Genomic DNA, 21,163 nt, shown 5'->3' on the forward strand with positions numbered 1-21,163 from the left:
GCGCTGCTCCCTTTTCTTCTCACGTCAGCCCTTGCCAATCTTCGCAGCCTTCTCGGGTTCGAACCACCATAGCGTCTCGACCGGAAAGCCGTAGTCGGGCTTGGTTTCGAGAAATCCGAACATGTCCCAATACGCGACCCGGTGATTCGCCACATAGTATGTTGGAATCCAGTCGAGCCTTGCGCGCAAGACCCGGTCGAGCGCGCGCAGCGCCGCAACCAGCTCTTCGCGGGTTTCAGCGCGCCCTGCCGCGTCGACCAGCGCATCGACGGCGCTACTCTCCGTTCCGGGATAGTTACGGGTGCCGGGCCGCCCCGCGGCACGGGAATGGTAGAGCGCTTCAAGTGCTGCATGGGCAGGTGTTGCGCCGACCGAGATACGCATCAGGATCATGTCGAAATCGAAATCGTTCTGGCGCGCCTGATATTGCGCGGAATCGATCACGCGCACCGATGCGTCGATGCCGACCGCTTTCATGTTTTCAGCCCACGGCAGGAAAATGCGGGCAAGCCCATCGTCGTCGGCCAGTATTTCCGTCTTCAGGCGCTCGCCCTTATCGTTGACGACAAAGGCGCCGTCGCGCCGCCATCCGGCTTCGCCAAGGAGTTTCATGGCCTCCCCGAGCAGTTTCCGGTCGCGCCCCGATCCATTGGAAACGGGCTGGATCGCAGGTTCCGCGAATACCTCCGGCGGAAGGTCCTTGCGCAATGGCTCCAGCAAAGCCAGTTCTTCGGGAGAGGGGAGGCCTTCCGCCCTGAACTCGGATTTCTCGAAATTGGACTGCGAGCGCTCATAGGCGCCGGAAAACAGCGTGCGGCGTGTCCACTCGAAATCGAAACACAGTCCGATGGCGCGGCGCACCCGCACGTCGCGGAACTGGGGTCGGCGCTGGTTGAGCGCCACGGATTGCATTTCGGGCCATTTCTCACCGTCGAACTCGCGTTTCAGCACGCGTCCGTCGGAAATGGCGGGGAAATTGTATTCCGAGACCCAGGTACGGGCGACGAATTCCTCGCGGTAATTGGTGTCGCCCTTCTTGAAGGCCTCGAAGGCGGCATTGCGGTCGCGGTAGAAGTCGATGCGCAGGCGGTCGAAATTGTACAGGCCCCGGTTGACCGGCAGGTCGCGGCCCCAGTAATCGGCCACCCGCTCATATTCGATGAACTGTCCGGCGGCGACCCGGCCGACTTTGTAGGGGCCGGAGCCCGGCGGCGGCGTCATGCGCCCGGCGTCGAACTCGTTTTGCGTATAGTAGGCCTTCGACAGGACCGGCATTTCGGCGGCGGTGAGAATGGTCTGCGGCGGCTGCCTGCCCGTAAAGGTCAGCCGCACCGTCTGCGGATCGAGCGCTTCTGCGGTGGCAAGCTCGACAAGCGGCAGCGCCAGTTGCGGGTGCCCCTTGTCCTTGTAGAGGAGCAAGGTGAAGGCGACATCCTCGGCCGTCAGCGGCGTGCCGTCATGCCAGCGCGCTTCGCTGCGAAGGTGGAAGTCGAAGCTGTTGCGGTCCTGCGAGATGGTGACGCTTTCGGCCAGCAGCCCGTAGAGCGCATCCGGCTCGTCCAGTGCCCGGGCCATCAGCGTATCGAAGCAGAACTCCATGCGCGGCGGCGCATCGCCGCGCAGCGTGAAGGCATTCAGCGTGTTGAAGGTGAGCGGGTTCTGGTTGAAGGCCCAGTTGGGTGGCGGAAAATTGAAGGTGCCGCCCTTGGGCGCGTCTGCGTTCACATAGTCGAAATGGGCAAAGCCGGGCGGATACTTCAGCTCCCCGAAAGCCGAGAGGCCGTGAAGCTTCACGCCTGTCGGCGCGGTGGCGAAGGCCGGGAGGGGCAGCAGCGGCCATGCGGCCGCCGCACTCCCCAGCACGAGGAAATCGCGACGTGAAAAGGCGCTCATCACTGTGCGCTCTGGTACTTGGCCGCCAGCGCCTTTTCCTTTTCGGGGTCGATCCACCAGGACTCGACGTCGGCCCCGATATATTCGGGCTGCTTGTCCGGCATGCCGAACTTGTTCCAGTAGGCGACCCACAGGTTCGGACGGGTGAATTGCGGCACGACATAGTAGTTCCACAAGAGGACACGGTCGAGCGCGCGAGTGGCGGCGATCAGGTCTTCGCGGTCGGTGGCGAAGATCACCCGGTCGACAAGCGCGTCGATCACCGGGTCCTTGATGCCGGAATAGTTGCGCGAGCCGGGCGTGTCGGCGGCGCGCGTGCTCCAGTAGTCGCGCTGTTCGTTGCCGGGCGAATCGGACTGCTGCAGCACCTGCGTGATCACGTCGTAGTCGAAATCGTTCACCCGGTTCACGAACTGGCTGGTATCGACGATGCGGTGGGTGACGGTCACGCCGATCTTGCGCAGCATTTCGATGAACGGGCTGATTGTGGGGCCGGAATCCTGGCTGAAATCGAGGATTTCAAAGCTGAAAGGCTGGCCGGTTTCGGCATTGACCATCCGCCCGTTGCGGATTTCCCAGCCCGCTTCCTTGAACAGCGCCACCGCGTCGCGCAGGATCTTGCGCTCGGCCTGCGGATTGTCGAAACGGGGCAGGGCGAATTCCTTCGTGAACACTTCTGGCGGCAGCTTGTCGCGGTACTGTTCGAGGATCTCCAGCTCCTTGCCTGCCGGCAGTCCCCGGGACGCAAAATCGCCACCCATGAAATAGCTGGTGATGCGTGTGTTCAGCCCGAAGGACTGGGTGCGGTTCATCGTGTCGAAATCGAAGGCGTAGGACAGCGCCTGACGCACGCGCCGATCCTGGAACAAGGGCCGGCGGGTATTGAGGACAAAGCCCTGCATGTTGGCGCGGGCGTTGGACACGAATTCCTTCTTGATCACGTCGCCAGCCTTGACGGCGGGAAAATCATAGGCGGTCATCCAGCGTCGCGCGCTGTTTTCGGAATGAATGTCCTTGAAGCCGCCCTTGGTGAAGGCCTGCCATGCGGCATTGTTGTCGAGGAAATAGCGGTAGCGGCGCTGGTCGAAATTCTCGCGTCCGATCTTCACCGGCAGCTTCGCGCCCCAGTAGTCCGGCACGCGCTCCCAGATGATCTCCTGTCCGGGCTTGAAGCTTTTGATGCGGTATGCGGCGGAGCCGAGCGGGGCTTCCAGCGTCGGGCGGGTGATGTCGCGCTTCTTGCCTTTGGCATCGGTGCCTTCCCACCAGTGCTTCGGCAATACCACGAGATCGCCCATGATCTTGGGCAGTTCGCGATTGCCCTTCTGGTCGAAGCGGAATTCGACCTCGCGATCCGATATCTTCACCGCCTCGGTGACGTTCTCATAATAGCGGTTGTACATGGGGCTGTTGGCTTTCAGCACCCCGAACGACCAGATCACATCATCGACGGTGATCGGCTGGCCGTCATGCCAGCGCGCATCGGGATCGAGCCGGAAGGTCGCGGAGGAGAAATCGTCCGGATATTTGTAGGCTTCGGCGACAAGCGGATGGCTGACACTGCCTTCGTCGGTCGCCTGCTCCATCAGCGTGTCGTAGAGCAGTCCGCCGCCGAACTCGGCCAGCCCCGAGGCCGGCGTGCCCTGCACGATATAGGGATTGAAGCTGTCGAACGTGCCGAGCACGGTGGTGTTCAGCGTGCCGCCTTTGGGTGCGTCGGGGTTCACATAGTCATAGTGCTGGAAGTTCTCGCCATATTTGGAGCCGCCGACCAGCGAGGAGGAGGTGTGCCATTCCTGCGCCTCTGCGAGGCCGGTGCCGAAAACCAGCAGGGTTGCGGCAACCCCGGAAAACAGTATGGCCGTCAGCGGAGCCCTGATATGGTGAAAACGCATCCCGATCCTTTCACAACAACAAGCCGCGCACTGTAGCGGATTCTCCTGACGAGGGAATCGCATCGTGCCGATAATGCATTGCCCAGCCTACAGTAGCAAAAAAGCCGGGCAGAACCCGGCTTTTTCAAGGATATTCAGATTACAAATTCGTTATTCGGCTGGCTGTTCGGCCGGCTGACCTTCCGGCGCTGCCTCACCTGCGGCGGGAGCTTCCTGAGCCGGAGCCTGTTCGGCGGGCGCCGCTTCAGCAGGGGCCTGTTCCGCGGGAGCCGCATCAGCAGGAGCCGTCCCGGTCGGAGCCGCTCCTTCGGCGGGGGCGGCTTCGGTGGCCTCGCCTTCAGGAGCCGCGGCGCCGGCTTCAGGCAGCGGAACCGGGCTGTCGGCCTGCTCACGCATATAGGCGATGAGGTTCGCGCGCTCGTCGTCCTTCTTCAGGCCGGCGAAGCCCATGGCCGTTCCCTTCACGAAGCCCTTGGGCGAGATCAGGAAGTGGTTGAGGTTGTCGAAGGTCCATTTCTCGGAGCCGCCGCCGGCGAATTCCTTCATGGCGCCGGAATAGGAGAAGCCCTCATGCGAAGCGACCGGGCGATCGACGATCGACCACAGGTCCGGGCCGACCTTGTTGGGGCCGCCCTTTTCGATCGAATGGCAGGCAGCGCACTTCTTGAACACGGCTTCGCCGGCTTTCGCGTCAGCCTTGGCCAGCAGGTCGGCGATCGGGGTCGCCTCGGCGGCGCCGCCGGCTGCGGCACCACCGGCATCGCCTTCGACTGCCTCGATGATGAAGCCGGGCTTTTCCGGCGCATGTGTGGAAAAGAGCGAGTTGGAAGCGATGCCGACAGAGAAGATGATGAATACGGTGCCGAGCAGTCCGCCCAGGATCTTGTTGACTTCAAATGAATCCATACGCCCCAGGCTCCCTTTTCCGGCGGACATGCCGTCCTCCGTCCGTCGGTAATACACGCTCCTGCGCGAGGAGCGACAAATCGGGCGGAAACTAGGTCTTTTGCTCAGCTCTTGCAACACCTATAAGGGCGCTTCCAGTGAGACCTTTTGACACTTTTCACCAGCTCTTTCGCGCAGTTTCAGCCCCATGACCACACTTGTCCTCATCCCCGCCCGCATGGCCTCGGCCCGGCTGCCCGGCAAGCCGCTGGCCGATATAGCCGGCTTGCCCATGATCGTGCATGTGGCACGCCGCGCCGCCCAGACCGGTCTCGGTCGCGTGGTGGTGGCGACCGACACCGTCGAAATCGCGGACTCCGTGGCCGCGCACGGCTTCGAGGCGGTGATGACGAGGGCCGACCACGAGTCGGGTTCCGACCGCATCTTCGAGGCGCTGACGGCGCTGGACCCGCACGGGCAGGTGGACACGGTCGTCAATATTCAGGGCGACCTGCCGACGCTCGATCCGGCAATCGTTTCTGCGGCGTTGCGTCCGTTCGAGGATCCGGCGGTCGATATCGCCACGCTAGGCGTCGAGATCGTGCGCGAGGAGGAGAAAACCAATCCCGCCGTCGTCAAGATCGTCGGCTCGCCGCTGTCGGCGTCGCGCATGCGCGCGCTTTATTTTACCCGTGCCACCGCGCCGTGGGGTGAGGGGCCGCTCTATCATCATGTCGGGCTTTACGCTTACCGTCGTGCAGCCCTTGAGCGCTTCGTGGCGCTGGGGCCGTCCTGTCTCGAAGGGCGCGAGAAGCTTGAGCAGTTGCGCGCGCTCGAAGCCGGCATGCGCATCGACGTCGAGATCGTGAATTCCGTTCCGCTGGGCGTCGACACGCCCGCCGATCTGGAACGCGCCAGAACCATTCTTTCCAGCTGACAGGGCTCAAAATGCCAGAAAAGACCAACAAGATCGCTTTCCAGGGTGAGCCGGGCGCCAATTCCGATACGGCCTGCCGCAACGTCTATCCCACCATGGAGCCGTTGCCGTGCCCTACCTTTGAGGATGCGTTCAACGCGGTGGAGACGGGCAAGGCCGATCTCGCCATGATCCCGATCGAGAACACCATCGCCGGGCGGGTGGCGGATATCCATTACCTGCTGCCGGAATCCAGGCTGCATATCGTCGGCGAGTATTTTCTGCCGATCCATTTCCAGCTCATGGTGCTGCCGGGCGTGCAGCGCTCCGAGATCAAAACCGTCCACAGCCACATCCATGCGCTTGGCCAGTGCCGCAAGTTCATCCGCAAGAACGGCTGGAAGCCCGTCGTGGCCGGTGACACGGCCGGCGCTGCAAAACTCGTCTCCGACGTCAGGGATCGCACCATGGCAGCCCTCGCGCCGCGCCTGGCATCCGATCTCTACGGCCTCGACATCATTCAGGAAAATGTCGAGGACACCGAGAACAACATCACCCGCTTTGTCGTCCTGTCGAAGACGAAACAATGGGCGGAGCGCCGCGACGATGTGCCGATGGTCACCACCTTCGTCTTCCGGGTGCGCAACGTTCCGGCCGCGCTCTACAAGGCCATGGGTGGTTTCGCCACCAATGGCGTCAACATGACCAAGCTGGAGAGCTACCAGATCGGCGCTTTCACCGCGACGCAGTTCTATGCCGATGTGGAAGGCCACCCGGACGACCGCAGCCTGAAAAACGCGCTGGAGGAACTGCGCTTCTTCTCGAAGGAAGTGCGCATTCTGGGCGTTTATCCGGCCAACGAGTTCCGCGCCACGCAGGACGCCGATGCCTGAGGGCGCCGCGTTTCAGAGCCGCTTGGAATACCAGCGGTCTGCATAGGGGTTGTCGTTGAAGCGCGCGACTTCCCCGTAGCCCTCGCGCTCATAGAGCGATTGCGCTTCCGCCAGTACGCGGTTGGTGTCGAGGCAGACAGTACGCGCGCCGAGGTCGCGGGCAATGGCTTCAAGCTGCCGCAGCAGGCGCATGGCAAGCCCCATGCCACGCGCCTGTGGTGACACCCACATGCGCTTGATCTCAGCCGTCTCCTTATCGAGCAGGCGCACCGCGCCGCAGCCGAGCGGGCTGCCGTCCAGACGGGCGAGCAGGAAAGCGCCGCGCGGGCGGATGAATTCCTCGCTGCTGGCCGTGCTGCCGCTGCTCGTGTCGAAGCCATCCTGAAAGCGCGATGCGACCTCCGCGACGTAAAGATCGAGGCATTGTCTTGCATCGGCGCTGTCGGGATCTTCTTCCGCGATTTCGACTGAGGCGGCGGCCAGCAGACGCTCGGTCTCGGCCATGGCGGCGACGAGTCGCTCGCGTGCTGCCGGCGAAAGCGGCTCCAGCAATGCCAGAGCCTGCTTGTCCGACAGGGCGTCATAGGCGCGAAGTTCCTCACGGCCCCGGCTGGTCAGGGTGACGAAGCGCGCGCGGGCATCGCTTTCCTGCGCGCCGACGGAAACGAGCTCCTGCGTTTCCAGAGAACGCAGCATGCGGCTGAGATAACCTGAATCGAGACCAAGCCGCTGGCGCAGGTCGCCAAGGGCGGCTCCGGCGGAGCCGATCTCGAACAGCAGCCGCGCCTCGCTGAGCGGCCGGCCACGGCTGTGATAACTTTCCTCCAGCACACCGACGCGGCGCGTCACGGAGCGGTTGAAACTGCGGATCTGGGCGATGTGATTAGTGTTCATTGCCTGACTTTAGTCAGACAGTGGCGGCGCTGCAATAATTATCTGACCAAGGTCAGATATTATGGCTGTTCCGCCCATGCCCGGATGAGATGATGGGCGATGGCGCCGGAGGGCGGGACGACAAGCTGCTGCGGATGCGTCCGATGCAGCATGGCCAGCACCTCGTCGCGGCTGAACCAGCGGCAATCCTCCAGTTCGTCCATATCGGCGCGAATGTCTTCGTTCAGCGGTTCGCCGTAGCAGCCGATCATCAGCGAATAGGGAAAAGGCCATGGCTGGCTGGCGTGGTAGATGACGCGTCCGAGCCGTATGCCGGCCTCCTCGAAGGTCTCGCGTCGCACGGCCTCCTCGATGGTTTCTCCGGGTTCGATGAAGCCGGCCAGCGAAGAATACATGCCGGGCGCGAAATGACGGCCGCGCCCCATCAGGCATTTTTCGGGGGTGACGGTGAGCATGATCGCCACCGGATCGGTGCGCGGGAAATGGTCGGTGCCGCAGGCCGGGCAATGGCGGCGGTAGCCGCCGGCGCGCATCTCAGTCTTCTGTCCGCAGCGTCCACAGAAGGCATGCGTGTGGTTCCATGTCAGCAGCGAGGACGCCTGCGCCATCGCGCCCAGCGTTTCCTCACGGATCAGCCCCTGAACATAGACCGTTCTGTGTTCCAGCATTTCGAGGCCGTCGAAAGGCTGTTCGGGTTCGAGTTTCGCGTAAAGGGCAAGGGCGGGGCCATGCGCGGCGACGCCAAGCAGGATCGAGGCGGCGGCGTCGAAGCCAAGCTGGCTGCACTCGGCCACGGTGAACCATGGATCGAAACCTTCGCCATCCGGCTTCAGCAGGATGCGGCCTTTGCCGATCAGCATGATTCGCGCAGTCTGGGCGGTCAGTGCCCGAATCACGCAATCGTCGGGGCGGCGCTCCGACTGGCGATCGATCCGGTTGCCGGCGAAGCCGACGAACTGGCTGGGTTCGCGAAGCGGTGCATCGAAAAAAGGAAAGCTCATCGGCAAAGGGTCCGGCGCTGTGGAAAAAAGGGGCGGCTTACAGCGCTGCCTTCACGGTTTCGATGAAGCGGTGAAGGTCTTCGCCCGCATAGGGTTCGCGCGCACCATGACCCCAGACCGGACCCGGCCATGCCGCGTCGTTCTCGTTGCGCGCGACTACATGGACATGAAGCTGGCGCACGATATTGCCCAGCGCGCCCGTGTTGATCTTGGTGCAGCCGGTCACGCGCTTGAGTGCCTGCGCGACCATATTGGTCTCGAATGTGAGCATGGCCTGATCAAGCGGCGTGATGTCGTGGATTTCTTCTGCGCCCGGCCGTTGCGGCACGAGGATCAGCCAGGGGAAGCGCCGGTCGTTCATGACCCTGAGCTCGCACAGGCCGAGCCACATCAGCGGCTCGCTGTCGGCTTCCAGACGCGCATCGAGCGCAAATCCGGCGTTTAGCCCGCGCAACATGGGCATCCTCCCTTGAACCGGACAGGCCGGAAAACTGCGGATTGGAAAGGCATCAGGCCTTCGCGTCTGCGGACGGTATTGCGAGCTTGTTTGCGCTGCAAGCGTTTCTGGCGGAAGACTGCCATGGAATTTGCACGCGCACTTGCAATTCGCGGTCGAATTGCCGATATGGAAACCGGGAGGTTGGTGGTGGACGGTCCACTCGCCAACCGGGTCAGGTCCGGAAGGAAGCAGCCCTAACGAGCCCGGAACGGGTCATTGTTCCAGCCTCCCGCCTTTCTTCGCCATCTTCGCGTTCATGACGGCATGCTCATTGACTGTGTCGGGGCGTGCGGGCGAAACTGGCTTTGCAGACGGCCGCTTCCGGTCGCGGTCCCCAGATGCTGGCTTGGAGCAGTGCCGATCGATGAACGACGCCGGAACAAGCGACGCAGATATTTCCGCAGCCGGGAAGGCGCCCGCCCCTTATCGGGTGCTGGCCCGCAAATACCGGCCTTCGGATTTTTCGCAGCTCATCGGTCAGGAGCCGATGGTGCGCACCCTCACCAACGCCTTTTCCTCCGGGCGCATCGCGCAGGCATGGATGCTGACCGGCGTGCGCGGCGTGGGCAAGACGACGACCGCCCGCATTCTCGCCCGCGCCCTCAATTACAGAACGCCGGAACTCGACCGCCCGAGCGTTGACCTTTCGGTGCCGGGCGAGCACTGCCAGGCCATCATGGAAGGCCGCCATGTCGACGTGATCGAGATGGACGCAGCCTCCCACACCGGCATCGACGATATTCGCGACATCATCGACAGGGTGCGCTACGCCCCGGTTTCGGCGCGATACAAGGTCTACATCATCGACGAGGTGCACATGCTCTCCACGCAGGCCTTCAACGGCCTGCTGAAGACGCTTGAAGAGCCGCCGCCGCATGTGAAGTTCATCTTCGCCACCACCGAAATCCGCAAGGTGCCGATCACCGTCTTGTCGCGCTGCCAGCGCTTCGACCTGCGCCGCATCGATGCCGGCCAGCTGGTGACGCATCTGGGTGCCATCTCGGACAAGGAAGGCATTTCCATCGACGACGAGGCGCTGGCGATGATCGCCCGCGCGGCCGAGGGCTCGGCCCGCGATTCGCTGTCGATCCTCGATCAGGCCATCGCCCATGGTGGCGGCACCGTGTCGGCGGAGGCGGTTCGCGCCATGCTGGGCCTTGCCGACCGGGGCCGCATCATCGATCTGTTCGAGCATCTGATGAAGGGCGACGTGGCGGCAGCCCTTGGCGAGTTCAGGGCGCAGTACGACACCGGCGCCGACCCGGCCGCCGTGCTCACTGACCTTGCCGAGTTCAACCATCTGGTGACGCGCCTGCGTTTCGTGCCGGATGCCGCCGCCGATGCGTCTCTCTCGGAAGCAGAGCGCCGACGCGGCGTCGAATTCGCGGCTGCCCTTTCCGTCAAGGTGCTGTCGCGCACCTGGCAGATGCTGCTCAAGGGCATTCCGGAGGTGCAGAGCTCGAACCGTCCGGTCAGCGCCGCCGAGATGGTGCTGATCCGCATTGCGCATGCCGCCGATCTGCCGACGCTGGACGAAGCGCTGAAAACGCTCGACGGTCAGCAGGTTTCCGCCCCGCGCGCACCAACGCCTGCACCCGGGCCGGCGCCTTCCGGGAATGGCTCTGCCGGTGTGGAAAGCAGCGCTCCGGCAAGCGCCATGGCGCAGGCGCTCATGCCCGCAATGATGCCATCCTCATCGGGTGGAGCGCAGACGATGCGGCTGGTCGAGACCACGCCCGAGCCTGTTGCTTTCGCGCCTCCACAGGCAGAGCCGGAGCCGGCGCAACCTGCCGTTTCCGTCAAATCCATCGACGACATCGTCGCGCTGGCCGACAAGCATCGCGAGCTTGCCTTCAAGGTGCTGATCAAGCGCTATGTGAGGCCTGTGCGCATCGAGCCCGGCCATGTTCAGGTCAGCCTGACGGAGGACGCTCCGCGCACATTGCTCAACGACCTGACCGTCAAGCTCAAGACATGGACGGGCCGCCACTGGGTGGTGTCGCTTTCGAAGGAGGAGGGCGGCCAGACGCTCTTCGAGAAGGAAACGATCCGCCGCGAGACGGCACTTCTCGATGCCCGCAGCGATCCGGCCGTGGCAGCGGTGCTTGCCCGCTTTCCCGGCGCGAAGATCATCGACGTGCGCATTCCCGACGCTTTGCAGGCCGAGGCGGCGGAAGACGACACGCTGCCGGAACCGGAAGCCGACGAAGACGATTGAGAGCTTTTGGCCGGATCGGCACGATCAGCCGCGCCGGCACAGGAAACACCAGACGCAAAGGATATCGCGATGAAGGATCTGCTCGGCCTGATGGGCAAAGCCAAGGAAATGCAGGCCAAGTTCCAGTCCATGCAGGAGGAGATCGCCACGCTGGAGGCGAGCGGTCAGGCCGGCGGCGGCATGGTCAGCGTCACGCTCACCGGCAAGTTCGAGATGAAGTCGCTGAAGATCGACCCCTCGTTGCTGAAAGAGGACGAGGTGGAGATTCTGGAAGACCTGATCCTTGCCGCGCACAACGACGCCAAGGTCAAGGTTGAGCAGGTCATGCAGGAAAAGACCAAGGCGCTGACCGCCGGCCTGCCGATTCCGCCGGGCATGAAGCTGCCGTTCTGAGGCCTGTGGAAGGCGCCGGACCGGCCCGCGCAGTCGTGCTGTCGAAGGGCGCGTGCCGTCTAAATCTCGTTGCTGCCATCTTTTCGCCTGAAACTGTCTCATTCTGGGGCGCTTCCGGGGATGTGGCGGCGACAGGAAGAGGGGACGATTATTGATCGTCAAGCGATGGAATATGCCCGCTCTGCTGGGCGCGGCAGGATCGTTCATGCTGCTCGCCGGCTGCAGTCAGACCTCGCAAAGTCTTGCTCTGCAGGATGTGACGACCAAATCCGAAACATCGGCCAGCAAGACCTACAGCTATCGCTACACCGAAAAGGACCGTGAGTGCCTGCAACGGGCGATCTTTTTCGAATCGCACCGCTCCAGCCGTGACGGCATGATCGGCGTCGGCACCGTGGTCATGAACCGCCTGAAATCGGGCAAGCACGGCGACACAATTTGCGAGGTGGTCGGCGCGCCGCGTCAGTTCGCACCCGGCGTTCTGAGCCGGCCGATGAAATCCAGCGCCCTGCCGGATGTCGTGGAAGCCGCCGATGCCGTGCTCAAGGGTGAGCGTCATCCGAAAATGAAGGACGCCATGTTCTTCCATACGGCCGGCCTCAAGTTCAAATACAACAACATGCACTATGTGGCGGTGGCCGGCGGCAACGCTTTCTATGAAAAGCGCGGCCGCAATTTCGAGCCGCTGCCGCCGGATTCGGAGTTCCTCGTCGCCGCGGCAACGCCGCAGGCAGCCAATCCACCTTCCATCGCAGCGGCGAAGAAGGACGTGCCGGTCATTGCTCCCGCCGCCGCTGCGCCGGTCGCTGTCGCTTCCGCCACGCCCGTTCAGCCTTCGCAGCCGGATGCCGACCTGATCACCACTGCCTCCATTTCCAATGCGGACCAGCCTGTCATGGCTTTCGAGCAGACGCCGCAGGACACCAGCGCCATCGGCTCGCTGATTGTCAGCCAGGCGCAGGCCACGGGCCACTGACGCGCGGCAACACTTCGTCGTGTCTCCCACTTTGCGGAGACATGCTTTAAAACCCGGCTATGTCCAAGCGAATCGCCGGCCCCGAAATCGAACGCCTCATCCAGCTTCTGGCCAAGGTGCCGGGGCTCGGGCCGCGTTCCGCACGCCGCGCAGCACTGCATCTCATCAAGAAGAAGGACCAGCTTCTGGCTCCGCTCACCGCCGCCATGGGCGAGGCGCTGGACAAGGTGCGCGTCTGCTCCACCTGCGGCAATGTGGACACCTCCGACCCCTGCACCATATGCAGCGATCCGCGCCGTGACCCCGCCACGCTGATCGTGGTCGAGGACGTGTCGGACCTGTGGGCGCTGGAGCGGGCCGCCGCCATGAATGTGCGCTATCATGTACTGGGCGGCACGCTGTCGCCGCTGGATGGAATCGGCCCCGATCAGCTCAACATCCGTACGCTGGTGGACCGGGTTGCGGCCGGCGAGGTGAAGGAGGTGATCCTCGCCGTCAACGCCACGGTCGAAGGACAGACCACCGCCCATTACCTGACCGACCAGCTCTCCGACCTCGACGTGAAGGTGACGCGCCTTGCCCACGGGGTGCCGGTCGGCGGCGAGCTCGACTATCTGGACGAAGGCACGCTCACCGCCGCGTTGAAGTCACGAACCGCGTTCTGATCCGGGGGCTTTCCCATGAAGCGTCGCATCATCTCCCTTTGTGCCGGTGTGGTAGCGGCCCTGCTGTGCGCCACCGCCGTTTCCGCCGCACCCGTGGATGACCAGTTCCGCGCTTGGCTGGCGAACGATCTGTGGCCCGAGGCGAAGGCCAAGGGCATATCGAAGAAGACGTTCGACGCTGCATTTGCCGGCATCAGTCCCAATCTCAAGCTGCCCGATCTGGTGATGCCGGGCCAGAAGCCGAAGACGCCGAAGACCCAGCATCAGGCCGAGTTCGGGGCGCCCGGCGCCTATTTCGCCGAAAAGACGGTGGGCGGGGTGACGGCCGGCGGCCGCGCCCGCGCCGCCACCCATGCCCGCACGCTGGCGGCTGTCGAGCAGCGCTTCGGCGTTCCGGGTCCGATCGTGCTGGCGATCTGGGGGCGCGAGTCCGGCTTCGGCGCTGCGCGCATGCCCTATGACGCCTTCGAGGTGCTGGGCACCAAGGCATTCATGGCCACCCGCAAGGATATGTTCCGCAAGGAGGTGCTGGCGGCCCTTGCCATGGTCGAGCGCGGCACTGTGGCGCGCGGGGCGATGAAATCCTCATGGGCGGGCGCGCTCGGCCAGCCGCAGTTCCTGCCGTCGTCCTTCCTCGAACACGCGGTGGACATGGACGGCGATGGCCGCGCCGACATCTGGAACTCGGTGCCGGATACGCTGGGCTCCATCGCCAACTATCTCGTGCACCACGGATGGCAGAAAGGGCGCGACTGGGGCTTCGAGGTCGTCGTGCCTGACAATGTGTCCTGCGCTCTGGAGGGGCCGGACATCGGCAGGCCGATCGCGAAATGGGCCGATATGGGCATCCGCCGGGTCAACGGCAAGCCGTTCCCGGCGCATGAAGCGAAGGCCGAGGGTTTTCTCCTGATGCCCGCCGGCCGCAACGGCCCGGCCTTCATCGTCACGCCCAATTTCTACGTCCTCAAGGACTACAATATGAGCGACCTCTATGCGCTGTTTATCGGCCACGCCGGCGATCGCATCGCTTATGGTGACAAGGGGTTTGCCGGCCGCTGGGGATCGGTGGACAAGCTCTACCGCTCTGACATCGCCGGCCTGCAGCGTGCGCTCGAGCAGAAAGGCTATGATGTCGGCGGCGCCGATGGTCTGCCCGGTTTCAAGACGCGGCGTTCCATCGGCGACTGGCAGGCGAAGAACGGTCGCGCTGCTACCTGTTTCCCCGATGCCGGGCTGGTGCGCGCCCTGAAATGACCGTTGCGCCATCGCAGACATAACAGAGCCATAATCCGGGCGGCCAGAAGAGGGCACAGGATAGTTCCGCGAGCCCGCCCATGCGTTTCAGACGACCTGTCATCAGCAGCACCGCGCTTTCGGTTCTGGTTGCCGTTTATATCCTGTTCCTCACCAATGCCACTTACTGGAGCCGCATCAGCGCCCGCTTTGCTGACGAGCCGCTCAATCTGGTGCTGCTGAATGCGGCGGTGCTGCTCGTTTACGTCGTTTTCCTGATCATCTTTTCCGCACCCTATGTGGTCAGGCCCATGTTCAACATGCTGGTGCTGATTGCGGCGGCAGTATCCTATTATACCGACAGGTTCGGCACGATCATGGATCGCGACATGATCCAGAACATCGTCCAGACCACTCGGCCGGAATCGAGCAACCTGATCACGGGGCAGATGGTTCTGCATATGCTGCTTTTCGGGGTGCTGCCTAGCCTGCTGATTGCGTGGGTGGGCATAAGGCACCGGCCGTTCTGGCAGAAGGTCAAGGTCAACACGGCGGTGTGCCTTGGACTTGTGGCGCTCGCCGCTTTGCTGATCGGCAGCAATCTGCGCGCCTTCATTCCCTTCTGGCAGCATGACCGGCACGAAACCATGGCCTATCTCAACCCGGCGATGGCGCTGGTTGGTGCGGTTGACTACGCCCAGCGCCAGTTGCGCGATCTCAACATCAAGGCACAACCTTATGGCCGCGATGCGCGGCTGGGGCCAAGGGTGGCGCAGGGATCGAGAAAGCGGCTTCTGGTTCTGGTGGTTGGTGAAACCGCCCGTGCGCAGAATTTCAGCCTGACGGGTTATGGGCGCGACACCAACCCGATGATGGCGGCCCGCGATGTCATCGCCTTCACCAATGTCACCAGCTGCGCCACGGCGACGGCCATTTCCATGCCCTGCATGTTTTCCCATCTCGGCCGCGACAACTATTCGCGGCGCGCCTTTCTCGGTTCCGAGAATCTGGCCGATGTGCTCCGGCATGCGGGGCTTAAGGTCGAATGGTGGGAAAACAACACGGGGCCGAAAAACGTTGCTGATCGCATCCCCGTCGAGATGGTTGCCAACACACCCGATCCGGCCTTGTGTGCGGGCGGGGAATGCCTCGATCAGGTCCTCATCGACCGTCTGCGCGAGCGGCTCGTGACCTATGACGGCAATGGGGTTCTGATACTTCATGTCATGGGCAGCCACGGCCCGGCCTACTTCCGGCGCTACCCGCCGGATTTCGAGCGGTTCAAACCCGTCTGCCGCACTTCGGAACTGAATGACTGCTCATCGCAGGAATTGCTGAACGCTTATGACAACACCATCCTCTATACGGATTACATTCTGGCGTCGGTGATCGACCTGCTGAAGCAGCGCGAGGATCTGGAAACGGCCATGTATTACATGTCCGACCATGGCGAATCGCTTGGCGAGAACGGCCTCTATCTGCACGGCGCGCCCTACATGTTCGCGCCCGAAGAGCAGAAGCGGATACCCTTCATCGCATGGTTTTCAGGCAGCTTCGCCCGTCGGGACGGGCTGGATCTCGCCTGTCTGCGCGCGCGTGTGGGCGAGGAGCTGTCGCATGACAACATGTTCGACACGGTGCTTGGCCTGATGGATGTTCAGACCGATATCTACAAGCCCGCGCTGGACGCTTTCGCGGCTTGCCGTTCGCCGGCCACATCATCCGTCATGCCGTGAACGGAAGCCAGAATCTCGAACGAGCGGACGCGTGCGGCATGGTCGAATATCTGCGCCGTCACCATCAGCTCGTCCGCGCCGGTGCGGCGGATGAAGGCATCGAGGCCAAGCCTGACCTTTTCGGGCGAACCGACAATGGCGCAGGAGAGCGCATTGTTGAGCATGGCGTTTTCCTGTGCGCCGATGCGGGCCGTGTAGTTTTCCACCGGCGCAGGCAGCTTGCCCGGCCGTCCGCTGCGCAGATTGACGAAAGCCTGCTGGAGCGATGAGAACAGGTAGCGCGCTTCGTCGTCGGTTGTTGCGGCCACGACATTGAGGCCAAGCATGACATGCGGCTTCTGAAGATGTTCAGAAGGCTCGAAGCGTGAGCGGTAAAGCTCCAGCGCACGTTCCATCTCGGCAGGCGCGAAGTGCGAGGCGAAGGCGTAGGGCAGGCCAAGCATCGCTGCGAGCTGCGCGCCGTAGAGGCTTGAGCCGAGGATCCAGACCGGCACCTCTTCGCCTTCGCCGGGAATGGCGCGCACGCGCTGGCCTTCCCTGACGGGCTCGAAATAGGCCATCAGCTCCACCACATCGCGCGGGAAATTGTCGACCGAAGCGTCGAGATTGCGGCGCAGCGCCTGCGCGGTCAGCATGTCGGTGCCGGGTGCGCGGCCAAGCCCCAGATCGATGCGGCCCGGATGCAGCGCCGACAGAGTGCCGAACTGCTCGGCAATGACGAGTGGCGCGTGGTTGGGCAGCATGATGCCACCGGCTCCCACCCGGATCGTGCTGGTGCCTGCCGCGACATGGCCGATCACCACCGCAGTGGCGGCACTGGCGATACCCGGCATGTTGTGATGTTCCGCCAGCCAGTAGCGCCTGTAGCCCAGCCTTTCGGCATGGCGGGCAAGATCGAGCGTGTTGGCGAGCGATTGCGCGACCGTGCCGCCGTCGGTAACAGGCGCGAGGTCAAGGACGGAGAGTGAGGTCATCTCGGGTTCCCATATCATGTGCCGTCGGATATAGGGAGCGTGCCTGCGCATCGCAAATGTGCCAGACAGGTGTCGTCGCAGTGCAACATGCCGGGAATTCATGGCAGACATGCCGTTTTGGCGCTTGAAGTCTGGCGCTTGGCCCGTATGTAAGGCACGCGAACCGATTTCAGGGAAGTAAAGTTGGCTATCTACAGGGAAAAAGACATTTTCGAGCGGCGCAATGCCGCAAATGATGCGAAGAAGGCTCTTCTTGAGCGTTTCAAGCAACGTCCGGCGGAAGATGATCCGCGTGTGCTGGCTCGCAAGGCCGAGCGTGAGGCAATTCTCGCCGCCCGTGCTGAGCGCGAAGCCGAGAAGGCCAAGCTGAAGCAGGAAAAGATGGCCCGTGAGGCCGCCGCCCGCGCCGAGGCGGAGCGTATTGCGGCTGAGGAAGCGCGCATTCGTGAAGCTCAGGAAGCTGAAAGAGTGGCAGCAGAACTGGCCCTCGAAGCCGAGCGCAAGGCAAAGCGCGATGCGCGCTACGCTGCTCGCAAGACCCGTGGCGGCCGCGTGCCTCCCGGTTTCACCGGCCGCTGATCAGACAGCAGAACGAAATTGAAAAGGCCGGCCCTGCAACAGGGCCGGCCTTTTTGTATTTCTTCAGCTGGCCAGCTTCAGGCCGATGCATGCCGATCAGGCTGCCGTTGCTGGCTTGACGAAAAGCCGGATGTGGCCCAGCGCGATGCCCACTGTGCCGATCGCTGTCCGGCATAGCCGGTAGCGACAGGGAGTGCTTGAGCGCTGGCTCGGGAAGCACGACGCGGCCGATCATGGAAACAGTGGCAAGAGTGGTTGGCAGCGGTGTGGTGAAGCCGTGGGCTTGTTTCGGGCCGAACCCTTCCCGTGTCAAAGAAACCGGCAAGAATGAGCAGGAGCCGGCTCGTGGAAAGCTCCGTTTGATGGCGGATCATTCAAACCGGTCGCCCGGATTTCAGGTGTGGTTCGCTTTGTCGCTGGAGGGGACAAAACTGCTCGCTTCGCCGTTCAGACCGTGGGCTTGCTCCAGCTGTGACGCGCTAAAAGCGGTATGCGATGAAAGCCGTGTGGCCATCCCGCACACGGACGAAGAAAATATTTCGGCTCTGTCAGATCAAGGTGGGAATGCGCCTGAAGGGCGCGGGCAAAGGGCTGAAGCGCTCCCCAATCACGCGGAATCAGGCGCCATGCTTCCGGATCTCCGCCTTCAAGCAGGTCATTCCCTCAAACCTGTCCGCAACCGTTTGGCAACAAGTTTCAGTCGGCATCCTCCACGATACGTAACCGCAGTTGTCCGGTTCTGGATGTGGCCGCAGGGGCGGTTACTGCCTCGTCGGCGCTGGCGGCGGTCTGTCCCGCATTGCTGCTCAGTTCGAGCGCCTCGATCTTCTGTCCGCGCTTCGTCACTTTGGAGGCCGAGACGAGGATTTCATCTATGTCCCGGGTGGCCTGACCGAAATGGGTTTGCAACCGGCGCACCCGCTCGTCCAGCCGCGTGACATCCTCCATGAGCCGGATCACCTCGCCCTGGATGACATGGGCCTGCTCGCGCATGCGCGCATCCTTGAGGATCGCCTGTATGACCTGAATCGACAGCATCAGCAGCGATGGCGAGACGATGACGATACGAGAACGGTGGGCGCGCTGCACGAGCGCCTCGAAATTCTCGTGAATCTCGGCGAAAACCGATTCGGACGGCACGAACATGAACGCCGTGTCCTGTGTCTCGCCCTGAATGAAATATTTGCCGGCAATGTCGCGGATGTGGATTTCGACGTCGCGCCGGAAGGCCTGTGCCGCGGCCTTCTGCGCCTCCGGCGTTTCGGCCGCGCGAATGGCGTTCCACGCCTCCAGCGGAAACTTGGCGTCGATCACCAGCGAGGGGGCGTCGTTCGGCATCCTGACAAGGCAGTCCGGCCGGTTGCCGTTTGAAAGCGTGGCCTGAAACTCATAGGTGCCCATAGGCAGCCCGTCGGCGACGATGGCCTCCATGCGCGACTGGCCGAAGGCGCCGCGCGTCTGCTTGTTGGAAAGGATCGCCTGAAGCTGCACGACCTGACCGGCCAGCGCCTGTATGTTGCCCTGCGCGCTGTCGATGGTGGCCAGCCGTTCCTGTAGCCGCGAAAGGTTTTCATGCGTGGCGCGGGTCTGTTCGCTGATGGTCTGGCCGAGCCGCCCGCTCATGGCATCGAGCCGCTGGCTGATCGATTGCGTCAGTTCCGCCTGCCTCGTGCCGAACACTTCGGCGATGGCGCCCATGCGGCCCTGCATCTCGGCCTGGCTGCGCAGGATTTCCACCATCCGCGCCTCCGCATCGCGGGCGTTTTCTGCCGCTTCCGACACGGCAATGGCACGGGCCCGGGAAAACCGCAGCAGTGTGACGATCATCGCCACCGACAGGCACAGGAAGGCGACGGCGCAGAAGGCCAGCGCCTGACCAAGTGTGATCGTGGTGGCGCCAAGCTGGATGACGGTTTGAGAAAAGATGTCACTCATGTCGGCATGATAACAGAATTGCTCCTCTTCACCAGATCAAAACGTGAACAAGTATTGACCTTCACGGTTGACGGCGCATTGGCGAGGTCTTAGGTGAGCAGGATGACGATCAAGCCGCTCATCATCCTTCCCGATCCCTTGCTGCGTCAGGTGTCCAAACCGGTCGAGCGCGTCGACGATTCGCTGCGCAGGCTGGCCGACGACATGCTGGAAACCATGTATGACGCCCCCGGCATCGGCCTCGCCGCCATCCAGATCGGGCTGCCGATGCGGTTGCTGGTCATCGACCTCGCCAAGGAGGATGACGAACCGGCGCCGCATGTCTTCGTCAATCCCGAAATCCTGGAAAGCAGCGACGAGCGCTCCGTTTACGAAGAGGGCTGCCTGTCGATCCCCGAATATTACGCGGAGGTCGAGCGCCCGGCATCGGTGCGGGTGAAATATGTCGACCGGGATGGCAAGGAGCAGGAGATCAAGGCCGAAGGGCTGATGGCGACCTGCCTTCAGCATGAGATCGACCATCTCAACGGCGTGCTGTTCATCGACCACATTTCAAAGCTCAAGCGCGATATGGTGATGCGCAAGTTCCGCAAGCTGGCGCGTGACAAGCCGGCTCCGAAGCTCGTAGGCTGAAACCATGGCTTTGCGCGTCGTATTCATGGGCACGCCGGAGTTTTCGGCGCCCACGCTCCGCGCTGTTGCCGAAGCAGGCCACCAGATCGTCGCCGTCTATACCCAGCCGCCGCGCGCAGCGGGTCGGCGCGGGCTGGAACTCACGCCTTCGCCAGTCCAGCGCGAAGCCGAAAGGCTCGGCATTCCCGTTTTCACGCCGCTTTCGCTCAAGTCCGCAGATGAGCAGGAGGCCTTTCGCGCACTGAATGCCGACGTGGCGGTCGTCGTCGCCTATGGCCTGCTTCTGCCGAGCGCCATTCTGGAAGCGCCGCGCTTCGGCTGCCTCAACGGCCACGCCTCGCTTCTGCCGCGCTGGCGCGGCGCCGCCCCCATCCAGCGTGCCATCATGGCAGGTGACACCGAAACCGGCGTCATGGTCATGCGCATGGAGGAGGGGCTGGATACGGGCCCCGTGGCCCTGACCCGAAAGGTTGCCATCGGCGCGGACATGACCGGCGGTGAACTGCACGATGCGCTGATGCCGATCAGTGCGGAACTGATGGTGGAGGCGCTGGCGAAGCTTGAGGCCGGCACGCTCGGCTTCGTGCCGCAACCTGAGGAAGGCGCGCTCTACGCCAGAAAAATCGACAAGGCCGAAACCCGGATCGACTGGAGCCGCCCGGCACCTGAGGTCCACAACCACATTCGTGGCCTGTCGCCGTTTCCGGGAAGCTGGTGCGAGTTCGGAGCGGGCGGCAGGCCGGAACGGCTGAAGCTGTTGCGCTCGACGCTGGCTGAGGGAGCAGGCGAGCCGGGCACCGTGCTCGACGATGCGCTCGCCATCGCCTGCGGCACCGGCGCGGTGCGGCTTGCCGAAGTGCAGCGGGCGGGTTCGCGGGCCGTTTCCGCCGAGGAGTTCCTGCGCGGGGCGCGGCTGGAAGTCGGAACGAAGCTCTCATGAGCATG

19 protein-coding genes and 1 other RNA gene are annotated in these 21,163 nt (G+C 63.2%); 12 read left to right on the plus strand and 8 right to left on the minus strand.

Features of this window, described 5'->3' with window-relative positions:
* Window positions 1-24: 24 nt before the first annotated feature.
* The 3 genes from HNR59_RS05195 to HNR59_RS05205 form a co-directional block, all read right to left on the minus strand.
* Window positions 25-1,893 (minus strand): extracellular solute-binding protein, encoded by a 1,869-nt coding sequence (locus HNR59_RS05195; RefSeq protein ID WP_183826903.1) that lies wholly within the window; start codon window positions 1,891-1,893, stop codon window positions 25-27.
* Complete coding sequence (locus HNR59_RS05200; protein ID WP_183826906.1) at window positions 1,893-3,788, minus strand: extracellular solute-binding protein; 1,896 nt, start codon at window positions 3,786-3,788, stop codon at window positions 1,893-1,895. Before HNR59_RS05200 ends, HNR59_RS05195 begins: the two co-directional genes overlap by 1 nt.
* Before the next feature lie 150 nt (window positions 3,789-3,938).
* Window positions 3,939-4,694, minus strand: a complete 756-nt coding sequence (locus HNR59_RS05205) for a c-type cytochrome (RefSeq protein WP_183826909.1) — start codon at window positions 4,692-4,694, stop codon at window positions 3,939-3,941.
* A gap of 187 nt (window positions 4,695-4,881) precedes the next feature.
* Between HNR59_RS05205 and HNR59_RS05210 the strand changes: the two genes are divergently transcribed.
* Both HNR59_RS05210 and HNR59_RS05215 read left to right on the plus strand, forming a co-directional pair.
* Entirely contained in the window at window positions 4,882-5,610 is a 729-nt protein-coding gene (locus HNR59_RS05210) for a 3-deoxy-manno-octulosonate cytidylyltransferase (RefSeq protein WP_183826912.1), read from the plus strand.
* A gap of 11 nt (window positions 5,611-5,621) precedes the next feature.
* The gene (locus tag HNR59_RS05215; RefSeq protein ID WP_183826915.1) at window positions 5,622-6,482 is read left to right on the plus strand and encodes a prephenate dehydratase; all 861 of its coding nucleotides are present in this window, start codon (window positions 5,622-5,624) and stop codon (window positions 6,480-6,482) included.
* Window positions 6,483-6,494: 12 nt separating this feature from the next.
* Here HNR59_RS05215 and HNR59_RS05220 read toward each other — a convergent pair whose 3' ends face one another.
* The 3 genes from HNR59_RS05220 to HNR59_RS05230 are packed head-to-tail and all read right to left on the minus strand — an operon-like array spanning window position 6,495 to window position 8,834.
* Window positions 6,495-7,376, minus strand: coding sequence for a bifunctional helix-turn-helix transcriptional regulator/GNAT family N-acetyltransferase (locus HNR59_RS05220; RefSeq protein ID WP_183826918.1), 882 nt, complete (start codon window positions 7,374-7,376; stop codon window positions 6,495-6,497).
* Window positions 7,377-7,435: 59 nt separating this feature from the next.
* On the minus strand, window positions 7,436-8,377 hold the full coding sequence (gene nudC / locus HNR59_RS05225) for an NAD(+) diphosphatase (RefSeq protein ID WP_183826921.1): 942 nt from the start codon (window positions 8,375-8,377) through the stop codon (window positions 7,436-7,438).
* Between the two features lie 37 nt (window positions 8,378-8,414).
* Window positions 8,415-8,834: an HIT domain-containing protein gene (locus HNR59_RS05230; RefSeq protein WP_183826924.1), complete on the minus strand. Its 420-nt coding sequence runs from the start codon at window positions 8,832-8,834 to the stop codon at window positions 8,415-8,417.
* A 178-nt stretch (window positions 8,835-9,012) separates the two neighbouring features.
* Here HNR59_RS05230 and ffs point away from each other — a divergent pair.
* The 7 genes from ffs (at window position 9,013) to HNR59_RS05265 (ending at window position 16,097) form a co-directional block, all read left to right on the plus strand.
* Window positions 9,013-9,109, plus strand: an RNA gene (gene ffs / locus HNR59_RS05235) — signal recognition particle sRNA small type.
* Window positions 9,110-9,240: 131 nt separating this feature from the next.
* Window positions 9,241-11,094, plus strand: coding sequence for a DNA polymerase III subunit gamma/tau (locus tag HNR59_RS05240; RefSeq protein ID WP_183826927.1), 1,854 nt, complete (start codon window positions 9,241-9,243; stop codon window positions 11,092-11,094).
* A 69-nt stretch (window positions 11,095-11,163) separates the two neighbouring features.
* A complete protein-coding gene (locus tag HNR59_RS05245) occupies window positions 11,164-11,487 on the plus strand; it encodes a YbaB/EbfC family nucleoid-associated protein (RefSeq protein ID WP_183826932.1) in 324 nt (107 codons plus the stop codon).
* 172 nt (window positions 11,488-11,659) lie between these two features.
* Complete coding sequence (locus HNR59_RS05250; RefSeq protein WP_183826935.1) at window positions 11,660-12,463, plus strand: cell wall hydrolase; 804 nt, start codon at window positions 11,660-11,662, stop codon at window positions 12,461-12,463.
* A gap of 59 nt (window positions 12,464-12,522) precedes the next feature.
* Window positions 12,523-13,128: a recombination mediator RecR gene (gene recR / locus HNR59_RS05255; RefSeq protein WP_183826938.1), complete on the plus strand. Its 606-nt coding sequence runs from the start codon at window positions 12,523-12,525 to the stop codon at window positions 13,126-13,128.
* A gap of 15 nt (window positions 13,129-13,143) precedes the next feature.
* On the plus strand, window positions 13,144-14,382 hold the full coding sequence (locus HNR59_RS05260) for a lytic murein transglycosylase (RefSeq protein ID WP_183826941.1): 1,239 nt from the start codon (window positions 13,144-13,146) through the stop codon (window positions 14,380-14,382).
* Between the two features lie 80 nt (window positions 14,383-14,462).
* A complete protein-coding gene (locus HNR59_RS05265; RefSeq protein ID WP_183826944.1) occupies window positions 14,463-16,097 on the plus strand; it encodes a phosphoethanolamine transferase in 1,635 nt (544 codons plus the stop codon).
* On the opposite strand, the gene HNR59_RS05270 is transcribed toward HNR59_RS05265, so the two are convergent.
* Window positions 16,031-17,071, minus strand: coding sequence for an LLM class flavin-dependent oxidoreductase (locus tag HNR59_RS05270; protein WP_183826946.1), 1,041 nt, complete (start codon window positions 17,069-17,071; stop codon window positions 16,031-16,033). The two genes, HNR59_RS05265 and HNR59_RS05270, sit on opposite strands and share 67 nt — an antisense overlap.
* Window positions 17,072-17,254: 183 nt before the next feature.
* On the opposite strand from HNR59_RS05270, the gene HNR59_RS05275 reads away from it, so the two are divergent.
* Window positions 17,255-17,650 (plus strand): DUF6481 family protein, encoded by a 396-nt coding sequence (locus tag HNR59_RS05275; RefSeq protein ID WP_183826949.1) that lies wholly within the window; start codon window positions 17,255-17,257, stop codon window positions 17,648-17,650.
* A 696-nt stretch (window positions 17,651-18,346) separates the two neighbouring features.
* On the opposite strand, the gene HNR59_RS05280 is transcribed toward HNR59_RS05275, so the two are convergent.
* Window positions 18,347-19,585, minus strand: coding sequence for a DNA recombination protein RmuC (locus HNR59_RS05280; RefSeq protein WP_183826952.1), 1,239 nt, complete (start codon window positions 19,583-19,585; stop codon window positions 18,347-18,349).
* Window positions 19,586-19,687: 102 nt separating this feature from the next.
* Here HNR59_RS05280 and def point away from each other — a divergent pair, with 102 nt between their 5' ends.
* Together def and fmt are read left to right on the plus strand one after the other, a co-directional pair.
* Window positions 19,688-20,218, plus strand: coding sequence for a peptide deformylase (gene def, locus HNR59_RS05285; RefSeq protein ID WP_183826954.1), 531 nt, complete (start codon window positions 19,688-19,690; stop codon window positions 20,216-20,218).
* Window positions 20,219-20,222: 4 nt separating this feature from the next.
* Window positions 20,223-21,158, plus strand: coding sequence for a methionyl-tRNA formyltransferase (gene fmt, locus HNR59_RS05290; RefSeq protein ID WP_183826957.1), 936 nt, complete (start codon window positions 20,223-20,225; stop codon window positions 21,156-21,158).
* The last annotated feature ends 5 nt before the right edge of the window (window positions 21,159-21,163 follow it).

The organism is Aquamicrobium lusatiense (assembly GCF_014201615.1).
Lineage (GTDB): Bacteria > Pseudomonadota > Alphaproteobacteria > Rhizobiales > Rhizobiaceae > Mesorhizobium > Mesorhizobium lusatiense.

What these genes read in the sequence shown, in the direction of transcription:
- HNR59_RS05195 (WP_183826903.1), bottom strand. Translation starts at nt 1,893, where the DNA reads ATGAGCGCCTTTTCACGTCGCGATTTCCTCGTGCTGGGGAGTGCGGCG.
- HNR59_RS05200 (WP_183826906.1), bottom strand. Translation starts at nt 3,788, where the DNA reads ATGCGTTTTCACCATATCAGGGCTCCGCTGACGGCCATACTGTTTTCC.
- HNR59_RS05205 (WP_183826909.1), bottom strand. Translation starts at nt 4,694, where the DNA reads ATGGATTCATTTGAAGTCAACAAGATCCTGGGCGGACTGCTCGGCACC.
- HNR59_RS05210 (WP_183826912.1), top strand. Translation starts at nt 4,882, where the DNA reads ATGACCACACTTGTCCTCATCCCCGCCCGCATGGCCTCGGCCCGGCTG.
- HNR59_RS05215 (WP_183826915.1), top strand. Translation starts at nt 5,622, where the DNA reads ATGCCAGAAAAGACCAACAAGATCGCTTTCCAGGGTGAGCCGGGCGCC.
- HNR59_RS05220 (WP_183826918.1), bottom strand. Translation starts at nt 7,376, where the DNA reads ATGAACACTAATCACATCGCCCAGATCCGCAGTTTCAACCGCTCCGTG.
- nudC (WP_183826921.1), bottom strand. Translation starts at nt 8,377, where the DNA reads ATGAGCTTTCCTTTTTTCGATGCACCGCTTCGCGAACCCAGCCAGTTC.
- HNR59_RS05230 (WP_183826924.1), bottom strand. Translation starts at nt 8,834, where the DNA reads ATGTTGCGCGGGCTAAACGCCGGATTTGCGCTCGATGCGCGTCTGGAA.
- HNR59_RS05240 (WP_183826927.1), top strand. Translation starts at nt 9,241, where the DNA reads ATGAACGACGCCGGAACAAGCGACGCAGATATTTCCGCAGCCGGGAAG.
- HNR59_RS05245 (WP_183826932.1), top strand. Translation starts at nt 11,164, where the DNA reads ATGAAGGATCTGCTCGGCCTGATGGGCAAAGCCAAGGAAATGCAGGCC.
- HNR59_RS05250 (WP_183826935.1), top strand. Translation starts at nt 11,660, where the DNA reads ATGCCCGCTCTGCTGGGCGCGGCAGGATCGTTCATGCTGCTCGCCGGC.
- recR (WP_183826938.1), top strand. Translation starts at nt 12,523, where the DNA reads ATGTCCAAGCGAATCGCCGGCCCCGAAATCGAACGCCTCATCCAGCTT.
- HNR59_RS05260 (WP_183826941.1), top strand. Translation starts at nt 13,144, where the DNA reads ATGAAGCGTCGCATCATCTCCCTTTGTGCCGGTGTGGTAGCGGCCCTG.
- HNR59_RS05265 (WP_183826944.1), top strand. Translation starts at nt 14,463, where the DNA reads ATGCGTTTCAGACGACCTGTCATCAGCAGCACCGCGCTTTCGGTTCTG.
- HNR59_RS05270 (WP_183826946.1), bottom strand. Translation starts at nt 17,071, where the DNA reads ATGACCTCACTCTCCGTCCTTGACCTCGCGCCTGTTACCGACGGCGGC.
- HNR59_RS05280 (WP_183826952.1), bottom strand. Translation starts at nt 19,585, where the DNA reads ATGAGTGACATCTTTTCTCAAACCGTCATCCAGCTTGGCGCCACCACG.
- def (WP_183826954.1), top strand. Translation starts at nt 19,688, where the DNA reads ATGACGATCAAGCCGCTCATCATCCTTCCCGATCCCTTGCTGCGTCAG.
- fmt (WP_183826957.1), top strand. Translation starts at nt 20,223, where the DNA reads ATGGCTTTGCGCGTCGTATTCATGGGCACGCCGGAGTTTTCGGCGCCC.